Origin of the sequence: Rhizobium pisi (assembly GCF_003938655.1) — a bacterium.
In the GTDB taxonomy this organism is placed as follows: Bacteria; Pseudomonadota; Alphaproteobacteria; order Rhizobiales; family Rhizobiaceae; genus Rhizobium; species Rhizobium pisi.
Map to the genome: position 1 here is coordinate 332,363 of NZ_RJJT01000001.1, position 20,320 is coordinate 352,682.

The following is a 20,320-nucleotide window of genomic DNA, read 5'->3' on the forward strand; positions in this document are numbered from 1 at the left end:
GCCGCTATCCTTTCATCACCGTCACGTCGTCGACCTTGAGGGTGGATTTGTTCCTCACGAGGGCGACCAGGATACCGAGGGCGACGGCAACCTCTGCCGCGGTGATTGCGATGACGAAGATCGCGAAGATCTGCCCGCGGAAATCGGCGTGGTAACGCCCGAAAGCGATAAAATTGATGTTGACCGAGTTGAGCAGCAGCTCCAGCGACATCAGGACGACGAGAATATTGCGCCTGAGCAGCACGCCCGCCGCTCCGATCACGAAGAGGACCACGCCGAGCACAATATACCACCAGAGCGGAACCATCACCCCTGCTCCTTCCGCGCCAGCATGATGGCACCGACCAAGGCCGCCAGCAGGATTACGGAGGCGGTTTCAAACGGCAGGAGATAGTCGGCAAAAAGTGCTGTGCCAAGCTGCCTGACGTCATCGCCGCCGCCCATGGCGACGGGCTCCATGACCGAAAAACGGTCGCTCCAGAGCACCAGCACGAGCATCTCGACCCCGAGCAGGACGAGCAGTACCAGTGCCGGGAGGTTTCCGCCCGGCAAGAACCGCTGCAACACCGCTTCGCGCACATCGATCATCATGATCACGAACAGGAACAGGACCATGATCGCGCCGACATAAACGAAGATCTGGATGACCGCGAGCAACGGTGCCTCGAGCAAGACGAAGATTGCCGAGACCTGCAGGAAACACGCCATCAGCGCCAATGCGCTGTGAACCGGATTGCGCACCAGGACCATCGTCAGGGCCGTGATCACGGATACCGTAGCGAACAGAAGAAAGAACCCCTGATCCATCGACGCCGACCCTCCGGCGCGAACTGTCACTCGGCGCGAGATGGCCGGATTTGAGATTGCGCCGCAACTTCAGATGCCTTCGCAAATTGTGCCCTAGTATCGGATTTTACACAAGATTATTGTCATCGGCGGAGCAAAATCAGGCCAGTCCGGATGTGGCGAAGGCCGCTGGAAGGGATAGGCAAGAGCTTGCGGTTGTTGACGATGATCAAGAGATCGAAATCGGAGCGATATCCCTTCATCGTGAAGGGTTCATCGACCCACCCACCCTTGGCGTAGGAGCCGAACAGGATGATCTTCAAGATCCTGCCGCGCTTCTTGAATTCTGCCGTACCATCCTTCAACGCGTCCTCGAATTCCTCGTGGAGAATTTCCAGAACGCGGCCAATCTCGCTGCTTGCGAAGTGGCATATGGTTGAGGGATGATTTCATACCGTCAACGGCGAGGTGCTTGGCTTTGCGGAAAACGCTAAGGTCGCACGTGAGCGGATGCCGGCGGCTGTGAACCGGCAGATCGGGATGATGTTTCAGCAGTTCAATCTCTGGTCACATATGACGGCGCTGGGCAATGTCAGCGAAGCGCTGAAGACGGTTCTCACAAGATGAACCGTAGGGATGCAGAGGAGCGGTCAATGGCCCGGCTCGCCAAGGTCGGTCTCGAGGGCAGGGCCCTATCCCTCGCAGCTTTCGGGAGGGCAGCAGCAGCGCGTTGCCATCGTCCGCGCCCTTGCCCTCAACTCGAAGATCATGCTCTTTGACGAATTGACTTAGTCACTGATCCCGAGTTGACCGGCGAGGTGCTGAACGTCATGCGATGGTCGACGCCTCCGACGAGATCGGATTTGCCGCGACAGTCGGCCAGCAGATCATCTTTCTCGATCACGGCAAGGTGCTGTTCACCGGCCCACCGCAGGATGTCTTCAAGCGGCCGAGAAACCTCCGGCTCGAACAATTCCTGGACACCTATATCGATCGCGGCGCCTCGATGCTGCTCCGACGCTCATGTCCTTCCGGATCATCGGGCAGACCTCGGGAGATATCGGGTTCAGGCAATTTCGCCTTCGAGTATTTTCACGGGCCGGTCCCACTGGATGAGCACGACACAGCCGGTATCGCTCCAGACCGAGTGTTCGCTGCCCGGCGCATTGACGATATAACTGCCGCTGCTGTAATCGCCCGTCTCGTCGGATTGAACGCCATCGAGCACCAGAATGGTCTCGAGTCCTTCGTGGCGATGGCGGGGAACGGAGGCGCCGGGCTCATATTTCAACAGCGCCACACCCGGCTGATCGCCCTCGAATGGGCGGATCCAGTGAATGGTGACAGCGTCGCGAAAAGGGCCGAATTCCAGCGCCTTCCAGCCGCCTGGGCTCAGCAGTTCGCGGGTCGTTTCAGGCATGGGCGATGCTTTCCAGAATGTCGTCGACATGGGCGGTCCAGCCGACGATCGCGCCCTGAGCGCGGATCATGGCGATGGCTGCGGCTTTGAATTCCGGGAAATAGCTTTCCGTCGCCTCCTCGGCAAGCAGGCACTCATAGCCGCGGTCGTTTGCTTCGCGCATCGTCGTCTGCACACAGACTTCGGTGGTGACGCCGGCAAAGACGAGCTGACTGATACCCTTCTCCTGCAACACCGTGCCGAGGTCTGTGGCGTAGAAGGCACCCTTGCCGGGTTTTTCGATGACGACTTCGCCCTTCACAGGAGCGAGTTCCGGCAGGATTGCCGTGCCGGGTTCGCCGGAGATCAGAATGCGGCCCATCGGGCCTTCGTCGCCGATCCTGAGCGAAGGATTGCCGCGGTCGCGTTTTGCCGGTGGCAGGTCAGAAAGGTCCGGCCGATGGCACTCCATCGTATGGATCACAGGCAGACCGGCATTGCGGAAGCCTTGGATGAGGCGTTTGACATCAGGCACGATCCTGGTGATGCGGCTGACATCATTGCCGAGGCTTGCACCGAAGCCGCCGGGCTCGGCGAAATCGCGCTGCATGTCGATGACGATGAGGGCAAGTTCATCATGCTTCACCGGAAAGGCGAAAGGTTCGGCTTTGATCTTCGCCATCAATGATGTCCCGCCATGTGGGCGCCGATCACGCCGATATCGGCCGAGCGTGCCGGTGTCTCGTAAACTAGCTTGCCTTCCGAAATGACCATGATGCGGTCGGACATCTCGAGCAGTTCGTCGAGGTCTTCCGACAGCAGCAACACGGCGGCACCCAAATTGCGCGCCTTCATGATACGGGCACGGATTTCGGCAACGGCCGAGAAATCGAGACCGAAACAGGGGTTCGATACGATCAGCAGATCGACATCGCCGGTCAGTTCGCGGGCGAGCACCGCCCGCTGCACGTTGCCGCCCGAAAGCGCTGCGATCGGCGAGGAGGAAGAGGCGGTCTTGACCTTGAAGTCGGAGATCAGCGCCGAGGCACGCTTCTTCATACTGCCCTTGTTCAGCCAGATCGCGTCCTTGCCGTCCGACTTCAAGTCGAAGGTGCGGAACGCAAGGTTCTCGCTCACGGTCATCTTGGGCGCGCAGGCATTCTGCAACGGTTCTTCGGGAATGAAACGCACCTTGTTCTTGCGCGTCTCATCGCGGGTGGCGCCGTAAGCCTCGCCATTGACCATGACCTTACCGGCATCGGTCGGGCGCTGGCCGGCGAGAATCTCCGTCAGCTCCTTCTGGCCGTTGCCCGATATGCCGGCGATGCCGACGATCTCGCCGGAGCGGACTGTCAGCGCGTCGATCTCGATCGTCTTCAGGCCGGAGCGATCGGGGGCCTTTACTTGGCTTACGGTCAACACCGGTCTTGCCGCTTCGGCCACCGGCAGACGGCTGTCGAGCTCGGCGAGCTTGACGTCGCCGATCATCATCGCCGCCATCTCGACAGTGGAGAGTTCGCCAACCTTGCCGGTACCGACCAGCTTGCCGCGCCGCAGGATCGAGACGGCATCGGCGAACTTCGTCACCTCATGGAACTTGTGGGAAATCATCAGCACGGTGAGTTCGCCGCGCTCGGTCATTCCGCGCACGATGCCGAGCATCTCGTCGGCTTCGGCCGGCGTCAGCACCGAGGTCGGCTCGTCGAGCACGAGGAAGGAGCGGCCGAGATAGAGCTGCTTGACGATTTCGAGCTTCTGCTTTTCGCCGGCGGCAAGCTCGCTTACCGGCCTGTCGAGCGGGATCTTGAACGGCATGCGCTCCATGAAATCCGCTAGATCCTTGCGTTCCCTGGCCCAGTTGATCACCGCGGGGACCTCGGTGCGGCTGATGACCAGGTTTTCCGCACCGGTTAGAGAGGGAACCAGGGTGAAATGCTGGTAGACCATGCCGAGCCCATAGGTGGCGGCGTCCTTGGGGGAGGCGACCGACACCTCGCGGCCGTCGACCGACAGCGAGCCTGACGTGGCGTGATAGAAGCCCATGATGCATTTGACGAGCGTCGACTTGCCGGCGCCGTTTTCGCCGAGAAGCGCGTGAAAGGAGCCGGCCGGAACGGCAAGCGAGACGTTGTCGAGCGCAGTGAACGAGCCGAAGCGCATGGTCATCCCGAGCGTATCGATGCCGACCGCCTTGCCGGTCTTGGGGAGGGGCGTGTCGCGAACGGTACTCATGGCAACTGGCTCACAAAGGTTTCGGAATTGGAGACGGAACCGAATACGCCACCCTGCATCTTCACCATCTTGATGGCGGCGAGGTGGTTTCCGTAGTCGGTCGCACCGCAGCAGTCCTCCAGAAGCAGGCATTCGTAGCCGCGGTCGTTTGCCTCGCGCATCGTCGTCGAAACGCAGACATCGGTGGTGATCCCGGTGAGGATGATGTTCTCGATGCGCTTCTGGTTGAGGATGAGTTCGAAGTCGGTGGCACAGAACGAACCCTTGCCGGGCTTGTCGATGATCGTCTCGCCTTCGATCGGGTAGAGTTCGGGGATGATGTCCCAGCCAGGTTCGCCCCGCGTCAGGATGCGACCGCAGGGGCCGGGATCGCCGATGCCGGCGCCGATCCGCTGCGAGCGCCAGCGTTTGTTGGCCGGCAGATCGGCAAGATCGGGGCGATGGCCCTCGCGGGTGTGGATGATGTGGTAGCCCTTGGCCCGCATGGCGGCAAGCACACGTTTGATGGGTTCGATCGGCGCCTGCACCAGCGACAGGTCGTAGCCCATATGGTCGACATAACCGCCCTTGCCGCAGAAATCGGTCTGCATGTCGATGATGATGAGGGCGGTATTGTCCGGTCTCAGAGCGCCGTTATAGGGCCACGGATAGGGATCGGCGTCGATAAAATGCCCTTCGCTTTCGACCATCGCGTCCATCATTCTCTCTCCTATTCCGCGGCAGGTTTGAGGGGTTCGCCGTAACGGCGCATTGGCTTGTCAAATCCGCAGGACGTGCCGTCCTTGACCTTTATCTCGTCTTCCCAAGGTAGGCGGTATTTGCCGGCGACGAGGTCGTGCATGTAGGTGTAGGGCGCATCCTGCGCGCCGCCGGCGACGGCGACATAGCCGCGATGGCCGAACTGATAGATATTGTTCTCCACGCCCCAGCCGAGCCGGGCCTCGCGCACTAAGTCGGGACGCACCTCGGCGTTGATGATCTCGTTGACGCGGCCGGAGGTGCCGTGGGCGATGATCGTGCCGTCGAAATTGCAGATCATGCCTTCACCCATGGAATCGAACGTTCCGTCCGAGCCGCACATGCAAACGTTGGCCGTGACCATCAGATTACAGAAGGCATTGGCCTGGTTGGTAAAACGCCAGGCATCGCGGATCGGCGCCGTGTAGCCGGCTGTACGAATCATGATTTCGGCGCCCTTATAGGCGCATTCGCGCGCCATCTCCGGGAACATGCCGTCATGGCAGATGATCAGTGCGAGCTTGGCGCCTCGCGGGCCTTCGATGACAGGGATGCCAAGATCGCCGGGCTCCCAGGGCTCGACGGGGATCCAGGGATGCATCTTGCGATAATAGAGCTTCAACTCGCCTTGGTCGTCGATGACGATGCCGGAATTGTAGGGCATGCCGCCAGGGTTCAGCTCCATGATCGAGAAGCAGCCCCAGATCGCGTTGTCCCTGCAGGCCCTCCTGAAGGCCGCGACCTCCGGCCCGTCGAGCTTGCACATGATCTCCGGATTGATGTCCATGGAGAGGCCGTGCAGCGCATACTCGGGAAAGACGACCAGGTCCATGCCCGGCTGGTTGCGCCGTGCTTTGGCCACCAGATCGACGATCACATGCGTCTGTTTTGCCAGATCCGCTTTGGTGAGGGTCACCGGCAGTTGGAGCTGTACCAGGCCGATGCCGACGCCATGTTCGGATTTGTTGAGACCGCCAAGTCCATTCATCGGCAAGCTCCGTTACTTCGTGAGCGACAGGGCACCCGGCGCACCGGCGAGCGAGCGGGTGGGCGAGGACGTGGCGATCAGGATGACGAGGGTGAGGACGTAAGGAGCGGCGTAGAAGAGGTAGTAGCCTTGCGTGACGCCGACCGACTGCAGCGCCGGGCCGAGCGCGCCGGCACCGCCGAAAAGCAGGGCAGCGAGAAAGCAGCCGATCGGGTTCCAGCGAGCGAAGATCACGAGAGCCACGGCCATCAGGCCCTGGCCCGACGAGATGCCTTCGTTCCACGAGCCCGGATAGTAGAGCGAGAGGTAAGCGCCGCCGATCGCCGCCAGCGAGCCGCCGGCGGCCGTCGCCAGCAGGCGAACCCGGTCCGGGTGGACGCCCATGGCCCGGGCCGCGTCGGTACTGTCGCCGACAACGCGCAGGATCAGGCCGATGCGGGTGTTCTTGAAGGCCCAGAACAGGAAGAGGGCAAGGGCTGCGCCGATGAAGAACAGCACGTTGATATTCAGCGCCGCCTGGATCTGCGGAGTGCTCGACCAGCCACCGAGCGGGATCGAGGGCAGTTTCGGCGCCACCGGCTGGATGAAGGATTTGCCGAGGAAAAACGCCATGCCGAGACCGAACTGCATCATGGCGATGCCGATGGCGATGTCGTTGACCTTGGGGAATTTGCAGATCCAGCCGTGGATGAGGCCGAAGACTGCGCCGGCCATCATGGCAGCCAGCACGCCGAGGGTCGGCGAGCCGGTCATGACGGCCACCGCATAGGCCGTCATGGCGCCGAAGACCAGCGTGCCTTCCAGGCCGAGATTGATTCGACCGGAGCGTTCGGTGATCGTCTCGCCGAGGCTGACGAAGATGAATGGGGTGGAAACGCGGATGGCGCCCGCGAAGATCGCCAGCGGCACGCCCCAGATGCCGATGCCTGTCTCTTCCATCAGAGGCTCCTTTTCCAGAGGTCGGGATTGAAGATCTTGAAGCGGCCGTAGAAGGTCTCGCAGAACAGAATGACGATGAAAAGAGTCCCCTGCAGCACCAGAACGGTCGCATCCGGCAGGCCCATGCGCCGCTGGATGAGGCCGCCCGAGGCGTCGATGCCACCGAGCAGGATCGCGACCGGAATGATCGCCAGCGGATTGTGCCTGGCGAGGAAGGCGACGAGGATGCCGGTATAACCGTAGCCGGCGGCAAGCGAGGCATTTGCGCTTCCCTGCACCGCCGCCACTTCAATCATGCCCGCCAGACCGGCAAAGCTGCCGGCGAGTGCCGTAAATCCCGCGATCAGTTTTCCCACAGGCAGTCCCTGGATCTGGGCGGCGCGCACGTTGCCGCCGGCAATGCGGGCGGCAAAACCGTAGCTCGTCGCCTCCATCAAGATCCAGGACACAATGCAGGCGAGGATGCCGATGACGAGACCCCAATGCACGTCCATGCCGGGAATCTTGCCAAGCATATATTCCGCCGGCAGCGGCCTGGTCGACGGCTTGTTGAGGCTTGCAGGATCGCGGAGCATCCCTTCGACGAACTGGTTCATCAGGGCAATGGCGATATAGGAGAGCAGCAGCGATGATATGGTTTCGTTGACGCCGCGATAGTGGCGCAGGAAGCCGGCAAGGCCGATCCAGATGCCGCCGACCGCCATGGCAGCGATCGCCATCAGAATGAGGGTGAGGAAAACGGGCGCAGTGCCGGCGAGCGGCAGAGCCATGGCTGCGGCAGCAACGCCGCCCAGCACGACCGCTCCTTCCCCGCCGATGATGACGAGGCCGAGACGGGCGGGCAGGGCGACGCAGAGCGCCGTCAGGAGAAGGGGTGCGGCGCGGCTTAAGCTGTTCTGCACCGAAAACCAGCTGCCGAAGCCGCCGGTATACATCAGTTGGAAGAGGGTGACCGGCGACTTACCGACCGCCAGGATGAAGAGGGAGAAGAGCGCAAGACCGATCAGGATGGCCGCAAGGGCGATGACAACAGGTTCGGCGCGCCGCGCGATCCATTCGAGGATGGGGCGTAGCGAAGTAGGCTTTTCCGAAGCGATCGATAGTGCGGGATCATTGGCCTCGATGGTCATGGCGCTTCTCCCTTCGCGGTTTACGCCGTGGACCCGACGACGCCCTCAACCAGATAATTCATGCTTTCGAGCTCGATCGCGTCTTCGGCGTAGCTCTTGTCGGCGGCAACGACAGTGTCGCCCTTATTGTCCTTCAACGGTCCCTTGAAGACCGAGAAGCCGCCCTTCATCATCTCCGCCTGCGTGACTTCGAAAGCCTTGCGGCCCTCGGCGGACACGGCGGGGCCAAGCGTGCTCATCTTGACGAAGCCGTCCTTCAGGCCGCCGCGCACGAAGTTGCCGAGCTTTTCGCCGGCCTGCGCCTTCTTGACGAAGCCGCTGTAGACGTTGCCCCAGGCCCATTCGGCGCCGGTGAGGTACTTTTCGGGAGCAAGCGGGCTCTGGTTGGCGTGATAACCGCAGACGAAGGCGCCGCGGCCGGCCGCCGTCTCGACGACCACTTTGGGACTATCGACGTGGCAGGTGATGACGTCGGCGCCCTGGTCGACCAGCGCATTGGTGGCTTCGGCCTCCTTGACGGCGAGCGACCATTCACCGGTGAAGATCACCTGGCAGGTGATACCAGGATCCACTGTGCGCGCGCCAAGCAGGAAGGCGTTGATGTTCTGCAGAACTTGCGGGATCGGCTTGGCGGCGACGAAGCCGATCTTCTTGCTCTTCGTCGCATGACCAGCGGCGATGCCGTTCAGATACTGGCCCTGGAAGATATAGCCGAAATAGGACCCAGTATTGGCGGGATTCTTGCCTTCCTGCCAGAGGCCGCCGCAATGGCGGAACTGGATATCGGGATATTTGGCGGCCATGGCCAGCATGTGGGGATCGAAATAGCCGAAGGAGGTCGGAAACAGCAGGGTCGCGCCATCGAGATTGATCATCGACTCCATCGTCTTCTGGACATCGACGGTTTCAGGAACATTCTCTTCTTCGACCAGGGTCACGCCCGGCAGCGCCTTGACCACGGCGGCACCTTCCGCATGCGCTTGGTTGTAGCCGTAGTCGTCCTTGGGGCCGACATAGATGAAGCCGACGGTCAGCGCGGTCTGGGCTGCAGCGGGAGAGCCGATAAGGCCCGGCATGGCGCCGGCGAGCGCACCGGCAGCGGAAGCCTGGAGGAAATTGCGGCGGTTCATGGAAAGGAGTTTGGTCATCGGAATGCTCCTTGCGGCGTTGGGCCGGTTGTGAACGAGTACAGAAAAGTGCATGCAATGAGCGTGCCATAAACCAATCTATTGTTTTTTATTATTTATTTTATTTGCAAAACTCGCGCACTGCAAAAGTGCATGCAGATTGTCTGATCAGTTGAGTAAAAAGTAAGCAACAGGTATTTTTTGCTCATATTGTCCGCGTAATTGCTGCTACACTGTGCTACTAAAGCTCCCTTATTCATCAGAAAGCGGAAATTTAACAACAGCTTCACTCCTTATTTGACTTATCGGACCTCGAGCTGCATCTGTATGCAGAGTGTTGATGTGAGCAGATTCGTATTGTGAAGCAGACCAGACGCAGAGAAGTGATCCGCACCGGAACCACCGTCGAACAGATGGTGCGGGCGATTTCCGACATGATCGTCACAGGCGAGATCCTGCCGGGCGCGAAGCTGGACGAGGTATCGCTTGCGGTTCGTTTCGACGTTTCGCGCACGCCGGTACGCGAGGCCTTGCGTGAGCTGGGCGCCATGGGATTGGTCGTGCGTGAGCCAAACCGCAGTGCCCTCGTTACCAATGTCACCGAGTCCTACCTGCATTCGATGTTTGAGGCGATGGCGGAGCTTGAAGCAATCTGCGCCAGGCTCTCGGCCGAGCGCATGACGGTCGACGAGCGGCGCGCGCTGGAGTTGGAGCATCGGGCATCGATGAGGCTGGTGCATGCCGGGGCCGAAGAGGAATACTCTGCTCACAATACCGAATTCCACACCCGGCTTTATCGCGGCGCGCATAATGATCATGTATTCGAGATGGTGATGCAGACGCGGGCGCGACTGGCACCTTTTCGGCGGGCACAATTCCGTTTGCCCGGGCGTCTGGCAAAATCCTATGAGGAGCACGGCCGGATCGTGACTGCGATCATGCGCGCGGACGCCGCGGCCGCGGGGCAGGCGGCATATTCTCATGTGGAAATTGTCAGCGATGCCAGCGCGGTATTTGCAACGGCCGGAGAGTAGAGGGATGCGAGACGCCTAAAATCAGGCCCCACTAACCCTCTTACGAAGAACGCCCCGTCGTTTCGCGTCGGAACTGCTCACCTCGACGGCGCCCTCCGTGGTGGTGACGGTCACCTTGGGATGCAAATAGGAGAAGCGCGCTACGCCTCATCGAGGTAGGGCCGGAAGATCAGCGCGATATCCAGGTTCACGTGTGTCATTATAGTGGCCTTCCTTTTCTTCCGGAGAAAATCAAAGAAAAGCAGCGTTTAGCCGGATCCAAGCTGGAGACAAACCGGGCCGGCCAGTTGATGGCGGCCGCACCCCACATTGAAAATTCGAAGACGGATAGCTGCGAGAATTCGTCGTGTTGGCGGCCTTTCCCTTAGTCCCCCGACGCTCTGAAGGGAGAGGAATAGGGTCGCGGAGGAATTCTCGGTCTTGTCACGCCTGTTGGCAACGTCGGTCACGCCAACGGAATTCCAGCCATACCAAAATGGAGGATCCGGTGCCCCGTCGCCTCGGATAGGTTCTGGGCTTCGAGTCGGGAAACCGATAGGGTCCAATGATCAGGACAGATGCTTCAAACTCGTTTGGAAAAGCAAAAATGGTTTGACCGATCCGTGCGATCATCATTGCAGTGCTCCTGTTGCTTGTCGCCTTTGCATTGGCCTGGTCGTCGCTCGCGCTTTGGTACCGCTTGCCGTTGCCCGAGATCGGCAGGCACGCCAGCGCCATCTTGTTCGGGCTTTTTGGCGCCTGGGTCATCGTGGCCCTCTTTGGCAGAAGGCGCTTTCGTGCAGTCCTCGCGTTTGCGGCCGCGTTCGTCCTTGTCCTCGTCTGGTGGAGCACGATCGAACCGCCGGCAAATGGCGCGTGGGCTCCGGACGTCGCTCGTCAGCGGCCACGCCCGTCTTCTACAATTCGCTGACGACCAACTCCACGATGACCATCGTCAAGATGATGCGCGTCGCAGGCGACGCCGTGCCGACAGACTGGCGCCTCGTCGTCAACGGATACCTGCCGGAATACGCCTATGACCCGGGGCGCGCTGGACATCTCGGTTCCCCTGTCGCAACTGCGCTCAGCCGCACACATCGCTGCAAGGGCGCACGACGACGGTCTTTCGCCGAATTTCTCGCGGGCCATTCGCGTCGATGTCCCGTCACCGCAGGACGCGTTGTGAATCTTCGCCGAAGCGTTTGAGCAAGTAAACGGCTAGGCAGGCAACACAATGCCTCCGGCTTGTCGCCGAGGACATGCCGTTGCTCATTCAGTTGGCTTGTCTGCTTTGCCGCCCAGGAGATGGATGAGTTCCATGGGGAACGGGAATATGATCGTCGAACTGTTTTCCCCGGCAATAACGTTCAGCGTGCTCAGGTAGCGCAGTTGCATTGACAACGGTTGTCTGGCCAGCATTTCAGCCGCTTCCACCAGCTTTGCCGCAGCCTGCTGCTCGCCCTCGGCGTTTATGATTTTTGCACGCCGCTCGCGTTCTGCCTCAGCTTGCCTTGCAATCGCACGGATCATCGACTCGTTGATGTCAACATGCTTGATCTCAACATTGGCCACCTTGATGCCCCACGCATCCGTTTGGGCGTCGAGCATTCTCTGGATATCTTCGTTGAGCCTGTCGCGTTCCGCGAGCATCTCGTCGAGATCGTGCTTGCCGAGCACCGAGCGCAGCGTCGTTTGGGCAAGCTGGCTCGTGGCTGCCATGAAATCCTCGACCTGAATCACTGACTTCTCCGGATCGATGACCCTGAAGTAAATCACCGCGCTGACTCGAACCGAAACGTTGTCATGGGAGATGACGTCCTGGCTGGGTACGTCGAGCACGCGCGTGCGCAGGTCGACCCGCACCATTTGTTGTACGTAGGGAACAAGCAGGATCAATCCGGGGCCTTTCACGCCGGTAAATCGGCCAAGTGTAAAGACGACGGCCCGCTGATACTCGCGCAAGATCTTGATCGCGCTCGCCAGGGTGATCAGCAACAGGACGACTGCGACGATATAGAAGATGAAACCTCCAATCATGGTCATCTGCGCTTCTCCTTGCTTTCTTGAGGTCCCCTATTCTTGTGGGGATCACGGGTGACCTCGAGGGTTAACCCATCTCTCGCAATGACCGTCACGTCGTCTCCGTCCGTGAGCGGTTCGGCGGAGGCGGCGCTCCAGCGCTCTCCATGCGTGACAATGTAGCCGGTCGTGCCCGTCCAACTGGAGACTTTCCCCGAAATGCCGATCATCTGCTCCGCACCGGTCGCCACGGCACGCCGGCGCGCGCCGAATGCAAGGCGAACGACAATGAGGCTGAAGGCGAGGGCCGAAACACCGATACCAACCAGGACCTGCCGGCTCACTTCCAGATCGGGCACATCCGTATCGAAGAGAATGGTTGCGCCCAGGACGAGGGCGACCGCACCGCTAAGGCCGAGGATGCCGAATGTCGGTGCATGCGCCTCCACGACAAAGAGAGCAACCGCAAGCACGATAAGGCCGACGCCGGCATAGCTGACCGGTAGCAGTGCCAGGGCGTAGAGACCGAGCAGCAGGCATATGCCGCCGACTGTTCCCGGGATAACCGCTCCGGGCGTGAGAAACTCGAATATCAGGCCGTAAATGCCGATGACCATCAGCATGAGAGCGACATTCGGGTCGGCGATGACCGAAAGCAGGCGTGTTCTCCAGTCAGGCTCGATGCTCTGGACAGCGAGGCCCGTCGTATCAAGCCGGATGTCCACTCCTCCTGCCCGTACCGTGCGACCATTGGCTTTCGCCATCAGCTCGTCGACGGAGAGCGCGACGAAATCGATGACCTTTTCGCGTTCGGCCGCAGTCGATGAGAGGCTGGCTGCGTCCCGTACCGCCTTTTCCGCCCAGTCGGCGTTGCGATTGCGTAACTCGGCCAGCCCCCGAAGATAGGCAGCCGCGTCGTTCACTGCCTTTGCCTCTGCAGCGTTGGGCGACTGTCGCTCCTTGCTGTCGCCGTTCTGGCCGTTGTCTTGTCCGCTCCCACCGAGAGCAATGGGCGTTGCGGCGCCCAGATTAGTCCCCGGCGCCATGGCGGCGATATGACTGGCATAGAGGATGTATGTGCCGGCGCTGGCCGCACGGGCGCCGCTTGGAGCCACGTAGCTCGCGACCGGCACAGACGAGGCAAGGATTGCGCGAACGATGTCCCGCATCGACGTATCGAGACCGCCGGGCGTATCCATTTGCAGGACGACCAACGCCACTTTACGTTCGTTGGCAAGCTGGATGCCGCGTATCAGATAGTCGGCGGACGCCGGGCTGACGGCGCCATTCAATCGCAGCAGTAAAGCGACGCGTTCCGAGCCCGCTGTCGGGGCGACGGAAAACAGGAATGCTGAACCCCAGACCAATGCCAAAGCGAAAATACGGATTGCCTCTCGGCAATACCTCCGGGGCCGCACGGTCACCCGATCTATATTCATACACTCAAATATACGCCAGATTTGCCAAAAGATAAGGCAGAAGTTTCTGGCGCTTCGTTTCCATGGGGTTGGCAGGACCCGCGTTGCCCGCGTATCTTGGATCGCGTAGCTCGCCTGTTCATACGAACCGGTCTGCTTCAGAATGTGGGTGGCAAGGACATTGCGGACATCATGCGGCCCGTGGGGCAATAGCCCCTTAATGGGTTCAGTCGAAGAAGCCCGCATCCTCTTCCCTGAGATATCGCCTGGCCGCTGCGGTGTCGATATCGAGGCCGAGCCCCGGCGCTTCCAGCAGGTCCACCATACTGTCCTTCACGATCTGCGGCGGCAAGCCGACTACCAGATCCTCCCACCAGGGGTCGGAGGCGCTCGGATATTCGAACGCGATGTAATTTGCAGGCAAGGTGGCGCAGACATTGATCAACGCGCCGAGGCCTAGCAGGCCGTTGGCGGTCCCGTGCGGCGCCATCAGGATCGAGTGCATGTAGGCGTGCTCGGAGACCCATTTGAGTTCGGCAATACCGCCAATATCGGCCGGATCGGGGCCGATGACGCGCACCGCCTGCGTCTCGATCAGTTCCTTGAAATTGTGCCGCAGGTAGATCTGCTCGCCAGTGTGGATTGGCGTGGACGTGGAGATGGTCAGTTCCCGATAGGCCTGCGGATTGACCCACGGCACGTAGTCGCCAGTCAGCATGTCCTCGAGCCACATCAAATTGTACTTCTCGACCGCGCGAGCGAACTTGATCGCATCGGGCAGCATCCAGCCCGGGCCGCAGTCGAGCGCCAGGCTGACTTTGTCGCCCAGCACTTCCTTCATCGCGATCACGCAGTCGAGCATGTGATTGAAACCGCGCTCGCTGATCACGCCCTGATCCATGGCGCCGTGATAGCCGGCCTTCTTCTGCGTCACGCCGTAGTGGAAGTCCTCGATGGTGTCCTTCATGTTGGAGTGGAACGAGATTCCTTGCTTGACCATGAAGAAGTTCTGCGGCTGCTCCATCATCCATTTGGCGTCAGCCGCGTAATCTTCCGGCCGGTCGCCCGTGCGTTTCCGGCGGATCGAGCCGTTGTAGACCCGCACCTTGTCCCGCACCTTCCCGCCGAGCAGCTTATAGACGGGCACGCCCGCGGCCTTGCCGGCAATATCCCACAGCGCATGCTCAATAGCGCTCACTGCCGCGCCGTACGGCTTGAAAGAGCCGCGTTGGCGGATCTTCAGCATGACTCTCTCGACGTCGGTCGGGTCTTCGCCGATCAGCGCCTCGCGGAAATGCAGCACAAAGGGCTTGAGGTAGGACTTGGTGAACTCGACTTCGCCCAAGCCATAGAGGCCCTCGTCCGTGACGATGCGCACGATCGGGTGTTTGCCGATAACGGCGCAGCGCAGATCGGTGATCTTCATCTTTGTTCCTTTTCGCCTCAGCTCCAGGTGCGATCCCAGGAATATTCATCGTCCCAGTGATCCGTGGGGCGCCAGATGCCGGTGACACCCGGCTGCAGATGTTGCGCGATCACCTCGTCGACGACGTCGTCAATCCCCAGGCCAGGCTTGTCCGGAACAGTGATGAAGCCGTCCTTCACCAGCGGCTTGGGAAGGCCGGTGACGATATCGTCCCACCAGTCGACATCGGCGGAATGGTATTCGAGCGCCATGAAATTTTCGGTCGCGGTCGCCACGTGTGCGGCGGCCATTGCGGCGATTGGACTTTCTGCCATGTGGATGGCCATGGCGACACCATGGTCCTGCGCCATATCGCCGATCTTCTTGGTCTCGAGGATGCCCCCGCTGGTAAGCAGGTCCGGATGGATAACCGAGACGCCGCCACTCTTCAGCAGAGGCTCGAAGCCCTCCTTGAGGTATATGTCCTCGCCAGTGCAGATCGGCACCGTGGTGGCGTCCTGCAGTTGTCGGTACTGCTCGGTATACTGCCAGGGGATCACATCCTCGAGCCAGGCCGGGACGTATTTTTCAATTCGCCTGGCAAGGCGAATGCCGTTCTGCATGGAGATATGGCCGATATGGTCGATCGCCAGCGGCACATCCATGCCGATGACCTCACGAACCTCGGCGATGTATTGCTCAAGCAGGTCGAGGCCCTTGTCGGAAAAGTGCAGGCCGGTAAACGGGTGCGGGACATTATGCAAATCGTAGGCAGCGTTGCGGACGCGCCGCTCTTCAAGGGTCTTCAGCGGTCCGCGGCCCGGACTGTCCCGGTACCCTTCCAGTGAGCCGGCAGGAAACACGACCGCGCCGGGCACATCCGCGATCTGCATCAATCCCAGATCCATCTTGAGGAAGGTGAATCCTAGCTCCATGCGCTGCTTGAGGCGCTTGCCGGTCTCGGTACCGCTCGGCACGGTGGCGTCGGTATCACAGTAGACGCGCACTTTCTCCCGAAACCGGCCGCCGAGCATCTGGTAGATAGGGACACCATAGGCCTTGCCGGCAAGATCCCACAACGCGATTTCGACCGCCGATACGCCGCCGCCTTGCCGGCCGTGCCCGCCGAACTGCTTGATCCGGCGAAACAGGCGGTCGATGTTGCAAGGATTCTCGCCGAGCAACCGACTTTTCAGCATTAGCGCGTAGGTGGCGCTGGCGCCGTCGCGCACCTCGCCAAGTCCGACGATGCCCTGGTTCGTGTAAATCTTGAGCAGCACCGAGGTGAACGGCGCGCCGACAATTTCGGCGACCCGCATGTCGGTAATGCGAAGGTCGGACGGCTTGGAATGCGTGTTCACCCGATTGAGCGCCTCGTCGGCTTCCTCTGCTTCTGGCATGATTTATCCTCGTTCTGTCGGCGGGGTTCGTCGCCGCGCACGGCTGCGGCGGCATGGAGCGTTGCTAGTCCAACTCTATCTCGTGGCTTTGAAGGTAGTCGCGGTTCATTTCGACGCCCAGACCAGGCTTGGGCGTAAGCTTGAGGCTGCCGTTCGAAACATCGAGCGGCCTGTCGATGAGGTGATCGTATTTGCCCAGGTTCCACTCTGACGTTTCGAGTTTGTAGAAGTTAGGAACGGTCATCATCACCTGCGCTCCCGCAACCACGTTGATCGGTCCTGCGGCGTCGTGCGGCGAGACCGGGATGTAGTAGGCTTCGCATAAGGCGGAAATCTTCTTGAGTTCGGTAATGCCGCCGGTCCAGGTGACATCAGGCATGATGTAGTCGGCGAGCCTGTTTTCGAGCACCGGCACGAAATCCCACTTCGTGTGGCCACGCTCGCCCCATGAGATCGCGGCGCTGACCTTCTCACGGACCTGTCTGAGAGCGCTGAGGCTCTCCGGTGGACAGGGCTCCTCGAACCAGTCGATCTGACCAGCCTCCTCGAGGCTTCGACAAAGGCGAATGGCAGTGGGAACGTCAAACCGGCCATGCGCATCGATGAGGATGTCGACATCAGGGCCTGCCGTTTCGCGGATCAGAGCCGTCAGTTCGGCAGCTTCGCGCTCATCCTTGCGGCTCATGCTGCCATCGAGGTAACCGTCCCGCTGTTCGCGAGGTTGACCATCCGCGGTGTGGCCTTGGTAGGGGAAAGGATCGAACTTGAGCGCAGTGTGGCCTGACTCGACGATGTCTCGAATTTCCCGGACCACAGCCTCCTTGCTGGTAAACTTGGCCTGGTTGGGGTGGGTGTAGAGCGCAATTTCATCGCGTACCGGTCCACCCAACAGCTCGTAAATTGGCTTGCCAAGGACTTTGCCTCGGATGTCCCAAAGGGCTATGTCGATGGCGCTCACGCATTCGACTGCGGCGCCGCGACTGCCCATGTAGGTGAAGCTGCGGAATATCTTGTGCCACAGATACTCGATACGCGCCGGGTCCTCGCCTGTCACAGCGGCACCGATCTGCCGCAGGATCGTGCAGAGCGCGCGATTGGCGAGCCTTGTCGTGGTGGTGATCTCTCCCCAGCCGCTCAGCCCCTCGTCGGTTGTCACCTCAACGAACAGATACTCTCCCCAATAAGAAGCATCGGATTTGATGAGCCACGGCCGAACGCTGGTGATTTTCATCTCAACTGCCTTATCTGAAGTGGTCGGGATAACGGTATTCCAGGTCCTGTATTCTATCCTGCCCGAGCGGCGTTACGCGCACGCATGTGTTCGAGGATGTGCCGGCCGGAGCCTTCGACATGGCGTGCAATGAGTTCGGCAGCCTCGTTCGCATTTCCAGCTTTTACATGCGCGATGAGCTCGCGATGCTCGCTCAGGATCGCGGCACGCCGGGCGAGCGTGAAGTTGAAGCGCCGGCTCACGGCTCGAAGCACTTCGCGATGCTTCCACCAAAGCTCGGCGGCATGGCGGTTGTAGTGCTTTTGATACATGACGGTGTGAAAGGCGGTGTCCAGCTCGCTGTGCCTCAACGTGTCGACGAAGTCGTTCTCTTCAATCAGGCCTTGGATGCGTTCGAGTTCAGCAATGTCCTCGACGGTGGCCATATTCACGAACCATCGGGTCAGTGCCGGCTCGATCAAGACTCCGATCTCGTAGATGTCCCGAACGAAATCCTGATCGATGGGCCGGACGCGCGCTCCGCGGTTGGGAACGAGGGTGACAAAGCCCTCCCCGCGCAACAGTTGCAGAGCCTCGCGCACGGGGTTGGTCGAAGTGCCATGGCGCCGGGCGAGATCGGTGACCACAAGCCGTTCGTTGGCAGCGAGCCGCCCTTCAATGATGTCTTCCCTGATCAGTTGATAAAGCGAGGCACCCTCGCTGGAGGCCCCGATAGCGTCGATCCCTTCGGGTGGCTGTGCTTTAAAATCGCTTGTTTCGGCCAAGGCTGTCCCCATGAATACACATATTGCTCGGATATCACGCGATGTTGCTACAAACAATGTACGATTTTGCTAGTTGACAGGCAATCTCTGATCTGAAAACGTATGATGAGCTCGAAAAAATACATTTGGCCGGAAACGTCCCGCGGCCACGAGCAAAGACCGCTCGCCTCGACGCAGAGCGGCATGGGAGAGAACCTGGAGGATACCTATGACGAGGATTTCACTCGGTGGTGCCGTCCTGCGCGGCACTGTCTCCACTGTTTTGATGGTATCGTTGATGTCCGCGTCTGCGCTGGGTGCGCCGGTCGACTTGAGCAAGTGGTCGCCGCAATATGTGCGCTCCATTGCCGGCACACAGGATTTTGACACCGCGGCCGATTGCGCCAAGGTCACGCCGCTCGACTACAAGGGGCGACTGACTTTCTGGTATCAGGGCGTGTTCGAGGGCGACCCCGACCTCCTGCGCCAATATTACAAGGAGTTCTTCGAGACCTTCCGCAAAACCTATCCAAACATCCAGCTTGAGGAACAAGCCCTCACCTATAACGACCTGCTGGATAAGTTCCGGACCGCACTCCTTGGCAATGCAGCGCCCATGGCGGTCCGCCTGCAGATCCTGGGCGGCACCGAGTTCGCCTCAAAGGGCTATTTGCAGCCGCTCAAACCCGAGGATGTAGGGTATTCGACCGAGGATTTCTGGCCCGGCGCAATGAAGGCTGTAACCTGGGAGGGGGTGACCTACGGCATTCCCACCAACAATGAGACGATGGCGTTTATCTGGAACGCCGACATCTTTAAGCGTGCAGGCCTCGATCCGGAAAAGGCTCCGGCAACCTGGGACGACGTCGTCAAGTATTCCAAGCAGATCCACGACAAACTCGGCATTGCCGGTTACGGCCTCGTGGCTCGCAAGAATGCCGGCAATACGCCGTACCGCTTCATGCCGCAGCTGTGGGCCTATGGCGGCGGCGTCTTCGATGAAGCCACCGCCAACCCGACCTATAAGAAGGTCGAGCTCAATAGCCCGCAGAGCAAGGCGGCATTGCAAGCCTCCTACGATATGTATGTTCGCGACAAGTCGGTTCCCGTTTCGGCGCTCACCAACCAGCAGGCCGACAACCAGCCCCTCTTCCTCGCTGGCCAGCTCGGCATGATGATCTCGCACCCGTCCGACTACAACGTCATGCTCGACCTCCAGAAGAAGACGACGGGCAGCGACAAGGACAAGGCGCAGACCGTCATCGACAACATGCGCTACGGTCTGATTCCGACCGGCCCCGACGGCAAACGTGCCGTCGTGTTTGGCGGCTCCAACATTCACATCCTGAAGCCCGAATATGTGGAGGGCGGCAAGGTAGACGAGCCGGCTGCAAAGGCTATCATCTGCATGTGGACGAGCCCCGAATGGTCGCTGAAGATGGCCTATGCCGGCTCGAACCCGGGAAACCTTAACGGCTTCAAGACCAAATGGATGAAGGAACGTCTTGATAACATCAAGTTCCTTGATGTCACGACCTCGATGCTGCCGTACGGCATCCCGTTCCCGGCGCTGCCACAGGCGCCCGAGATCATGAACATCATCGTCCCCGACATGCTGCAGAATGCCCTGACTGGAGCCATGACCGTCGACCAAGCAGCGGACGACGCAGCCAAGAAGGTAAAAGACCTGACGGACGGCGGACTCTAGTCCAAGCCTGCCGATCTGACCGGCTGCGCCTCGATTGCAGCCGG

At 60.3% G+C, this 20,320-nt stretch carries 19 protein-coding genes and 3 pseudogenes; 4 read left to right on the forward strand and 18 right to left on the reverse strand.

Annotated features, from left to right (window positions below; genetic code table 11):
- Nucleotides 1-4: 4 nt before the first annotated feature.
- The 3 genes and pseudogenes from nuoK to EFD55_RS01740 all read right to left on the reverse strand — a co-directional run.
- Nucleotides 5-307, reverse strand: coding sequence for an NADH-quinone oxidoreductase subunit NuoK (nuoK, locus tag EFD55_RS01730; RefSeq protein WP_007819572.1), 303 nt, complete (start codon nucleotides 305-307; stop codon nucleotides 5-7).
- Complete coding sequence (locus EFD55_RS01735; RefSeq protein WP_125842373.1) at nucleotides 307-807, reverse strand: NADH-quinone oxidoreductase subunit J; 501 nt, start codon at nucleotides 805-807, stop codon at nucleotides 307-309. Before EFD55_RS01735 ends, nuoK begins: the two co-directional genes overlap by 1 nt.
- A 185-nt stretch (nucleotides 808-992) precedes the next feature.
- Nucleotides 993-1,239 (reverse strand): annotated as a pseudogene (locus EFD55_RS01740) (nucleotidyltransferase domain-containing protein); the annotation flags it as partial.
- Between EFD55_RS01740 and EFD55_RS01745 the strand changes: the two are divergent.
- A pseudogene (locus EFD55_RS01745) lies at nucleotides 1,240-1,801 on the forward strand (ATP-binding cassette domain-containing protein); the annotation flags it as partial.
- Between the two features lie 51 nt (nucleotides 1,802-1,852).
- Here the strand turns inward: EFD55_RS01745 and EFD55_RS01750 are convergent.
- The 8 genes from EFD55_RS01750 to EFD55_RS01785 are packed head-to-tail and all read right to left on the reverse strand — an operon-like array spanning nucleotide 1,853 to nucleotide 9,360.
- Nucleotides 1,853-2,206, reverse strand: a complete 354-nt coding sequence (locus EFD55_RS01750) for a cupin domain-containing protein (RefSeq protein ID WP_125842375.1) — start codon at nucleotides 2,204-2,206, stop codon at nucleotides 1,853-1,855.
- Nucleotides 2,199-2,867: a cysteine hydrolase family protein gene (locus EFD55_RS01755; protein ID WP_125842377.1), complete on the reverse strand. Its 669-nt coding sequence runs from the start codon at nucleotides 2,865-2,867 to the stop codon at nucleotides 2,199-2,201. The genes EFD55_RS01750 and EFD55_RS01755 overlap by 8 nt, the downstream gene beginning before the upstream one ends.
- Nucleotides 2,867-4,417 (reverse strand): ABC transporter ATP-binding protein, encoded by a 1,551-nt coding sequence (locus tag EFD55_RS01760; RefSeq protein ID WP_125842379.1) that lies wholly within the window; start codon nucleotides 4,415-4,417, stop codon nucleotides 2,867-2,869. The genes EFD55_RS01755 and EFD55_RS01760 overlap by 1 nt, the downstream gene beginning before the upstream one ends.
- Nucleotides 4,414-5,115 (reverse strand): biuret amidohydrolase, encoded by a 702-nt coding sequence (gene biuH, locus EFD55_RS01765; protein WP_125842697.1) that lies wholly within the window; start codon nucleotides 5,113-5,115, stop codon nucleotides 4,414-4,416. The genes EFD55_RS01760 and biuH overlap by 4 nt, the downstream gene beginning before the upstream one ends.
- A gap of 11 nt (nucleotides 5,116-5,126) precedes the next feature.
- A complete protein-coding gene (locus EFD55_RS01770) occupies nucleotides 5,127-6,143 on the reverse strand; it encodes a formamidase (protein WP_125842382.1) in 1,017 nt (338 codons plus the stop codon).
- A gap of 12 nt (nucleotides 6,144-6,155) precedes the next feature.
- Complete coding sequence (locus EFD55_RS01775; protein ID WP_125842384.1) at nucleotides 6,156-7,082, reverse strand: ABC transporter permease; 927 nt, start codon at nucleotides 7,080-7,082, stop codon at nucleotides 6,156-6,158.
- On the reverse strand, nucleotides 7,082-8,212 hold the full coding sequence (locus EFD55_RS01780; RefSeq protein ID WP_125842386.1) for an ABC transporter permease: 1,131 nt from the start codon (nucleotides 8,210-8,212) through the stop codon (nucleotides 7,082-7,084). Before EFD55_RS01780 ends, EFD55_RS01775 begins: the two co-directional genes overlap by 1 nt.
- A 20-nt stretch (nucleotides 8,213-8,232) precedes the next feature.
- Nucleotides 8,233-9,360: a BMP family ABC transporter substrate-binding protein gene (locus EFD55_RS01785; protein ID WP_125842388.1), complete on the reverse strand. Its 1,128-nt coding sequence runs from the start codon at nucleotides 9,358-9,360 to the stop codon at nucleotides 8,233-8,235.
- A 338-nt stretch (nucleotides 9,361-9,698) separates the two neighbouring features.
- Between EFD55_RS01785 and EFD55_RS01790 the strand changes: the two genes are divergently transcribed.
- The gene (locus EFD55_RS01790) at nucleotides 9,699-10,373 is read left to right on the forward strand and encodes a GntR family transcriptional regulator (RefSeq protein WP_125842390.1); all 675 of its coding nucleotides are present in this window, start codon (nucleotides 9,699-9,701) and stop codon (nucleotides 10,371-10,373) included.
- A gap of 423 nt (nucleotides 10,374-10,796) precedes the next feature.
- Here the strand turns inward: EFD55_RS01790 and EFD55_RS33570 are convergent, their stop codons facing one another.
- A complete protein-coding gene (locus EFD55_RS33570) occupies nucleotides 10,797-11,120 on the reverse strand; it encodes a hypothetical protein (RefSeq protein ID WP_245438241.1) in 324 nt (107 codons plus the stop codon).
- Between EFD55_RS33570 and EFD55_RS01795 the strand changes: the two are divergent.
- Nucleotides 11,002-11,538, forward strand: a pseudogene (locus EFD55_RS01795) (hypothetical protein). The gene EFD55_RS33570 and the pseudogene EFD55_RS01795 overlap by 119 nt on opposite strands.
- A gap of 83 nt (nucleotides 11,539-11,621) precedes the next feature.
- Here the strand turns inward: EFD55_RS01795 and EFD55_RS01800 are convergent.
- The 6 genes from EFD55_RS01800 to EFD55_RS01825 form a co-directional block, all read right to left on the reverse strand.
- Nucleotides 11,622-12,395, reverse strand: coding sequence for a slipin family protein (locus EFD55_RS01800; protein ID WP_125842392.1), 774 nt, complete (start codon nucleotides 12,393-12,395; stop codon nucleotides 11,622-11,624).
- On the reverse strand, nucleotides 12,392-13,810 hold the full coding sequence (locus EFD55_RS01805) for an NfeD family protein (protein ID WP_125842699.1): 1,419 nt from the start codon (nucleotides 13,808-13,810) through the stop codon (nucleotides 12,392-12,394). The genes EFD55_RS01800 and EFD55_RS01805 overlap by 4 nt, the downstream gene beginning before the upstream one ends.
- Before the next feature lie 205 nt (nucleotides 13,811-14,015).
- Nucleotides 14,016-15,215: a mandelate racemase/muconate lactonizing enzyme family protein gene (locus EFD55_RS01810; protein WP_125842393.1), complete on the reverse strand. Its 1,200-nt coding sequence runs from the start codon at nucleotides 15,213-15,215 to the stop codon at nucleotides 14,016-14,018.
- Nucleotides 15,216-15,232: 17 nt separating this feature from the next.
- Entirely contained in the window at nucleotides 15,233-16,594 is a 1,362-nt protein-coding gene (locus EFD55_RS01815) for a mandelate racemase/muconate lactonizing enzyme family protein (RefSeq protein ID WP_125842395.1), read from the reverse strand.
- A gap of 64 nt (nucleotides 16,595-16,658) precedes the next feature.
- Entirely contained in the window at nucleotides 16,659-17,825 is a 1,167-nt protein-coding gene (locus EFD55_RS01820; RefSeq protein ID WP_125842397.1) for a mandelate racemase/muconate lactonizing enzyme family protein, read from the reverse strand.
- A gap of 53 nt (nucleotides 17,826-17,878) precedes the next feature.
- On the reverse strand, nucleotides 17,879-18,589 hold the full coding sequence (locus tag EFD55_RS01825; protein ID WP_125842399.1) for a GntR family transcriptional regulator: 711 nt from the start codon (nucleotides 18,587-18,589) through the stop codon (nucleotides 17,879-17,881).
- A gap of 208 nt (nucleotides 18,590-18,797) precedes the next feature.
- Between EFD55_RS01825 and EFD55_RS01830 the strand changes: the two genes are divergently transcribed.
- Entirely contained in the window at nucleotides 18,798-20,276 is a 1,479-nt protein-coding gene (locus EFD55_RS01830) for an ABC transporter substrate-binding protein (RefSeq protein ID WP_125842401.1), read from the forward strand.
- The last annotated feature ends 44 nt before the right edge of the window (nucleotides 20,277-20,320 follow it).

Bases quoted from the DNA above. Each gene is read 5' to 3' on its own strand.
- EFD55_RS01735 (WP_125842373.1), bottom strand. From the start codon at position 807: ATGGATCAGGGGTTCTTTCTTCTGTTCGCTACGGTATCCGTGATCACG.
- EFD55_RS01770 (WP_125842382.1), bottom strand. From the start codon at position 6,143: ATGAATGGACTTGGCGGTCTCAACAAATCCGAACATGGCGTCGGCATC.
- EFD55_RS01810 (WP_125842393.1), bottom strand. From the start codon at position 15,215: ATGAAGATCACCGATCTGCGCTGCGCCGTTATCGGCAAACACCCGATC.
- EFD55_RS01780 (WP_125842386.1), bottom strand. From the start codon at position 8,212: ATGACCATCGAGGCCAATGATCCCGCACTATCGATCGCTTCGGAAAAG.
- EFD55_RS33570 (WP_245438241.1), bottom strand. From the start codon at position 11,120: ATGACCCAGGCGCCAAAAAGCCCGAACAAGATGGCGCTGGCGTGCCTG.
- EFD55_RS01755 (WP_125842377.1), bottom strand. From the start codon at position 2,867: ATGGCGAAGATCAAAGCCGAACCTTTCGCCTTTCCGGTGAAGCATGAT.
- EFD55_RS01760 (WP_125842379.1), bottom strand. From the start codon at position 4,417: ATGAGTACCGTTCGCGACACGCCCCTCCCCAAGACCGGCAAGGCGGTC.
- nuoK (WP_007819572.1), bottom strand. From the start codon at position 307: ATGGTTCCGCTCTGGTGGTATATTGTGCTCGGCGTGGTCCTCTTCGTG.
- EFD55_RS01820 (WP_125842397.1), bottom strand. From the start codon at position 17,825: ATGAAAATCACCAGCGTTCGGCCGTGGCTCATCAAATCCGATGCTTCT.
- EFD55_RS01785 (WP_125842388.1), bottom strand. From the start codon at position 9,360: ATGACCAAACTCCTTTCCATGAACCGCCGCAATTTCCTCCAGGCTTCC.
- EFD55_RS01775 (WP_125842384.1), bottom strand. From the start codon at position 7,082: ATGGAAGAGACAGGCATCGGCATCTGGGGCGTGCCGCTGGCGATCTTC.
- EFD55_RS01815 (WP_125842395.1), bottom strand. From the start codon at position 16,594: ATGCCAGAAGCAGAGGAAGCCGACGAGGCGCTCAATCGGGTGAACACG.
- EFD55_RS01750 (WP_125842375.1), bottom strand. From the start codon at position 2,206: ATGCCTGAAACGACCCGCGAACTGCTGAGCCCAGGCGGCTGGAAGGCG.
- biuH (WP_125842697.1), bottom strand. From the start codon at position 5,115: ATGGACGCGATGGTCGAAAGCGAAGGGCATTTTATCGACGCCGATCCC.
- EFD55_RS01800 (WP_125842392.1), bottom strand. From the start codon at position 12,395: ATGACCATGATTGGAGGTTTCATCTTCTATATCGTCGCAGTCGTCCTG.
- EFD55_RS01805 (WP_125842699.1), bottom strand. From the start codon at position 13,810: ATGAATATAGATCGGGTGACCGTGCGGCCCCGGAGGTATTGCCGAGAG.
- EFD55_RS01830 (WP_125842401.1), top strand. From the start codon at position 18,798: ATGACGAGGATTTCACTCGGTGGTGCCGTCCTGCGCGGCACTGTCTCC.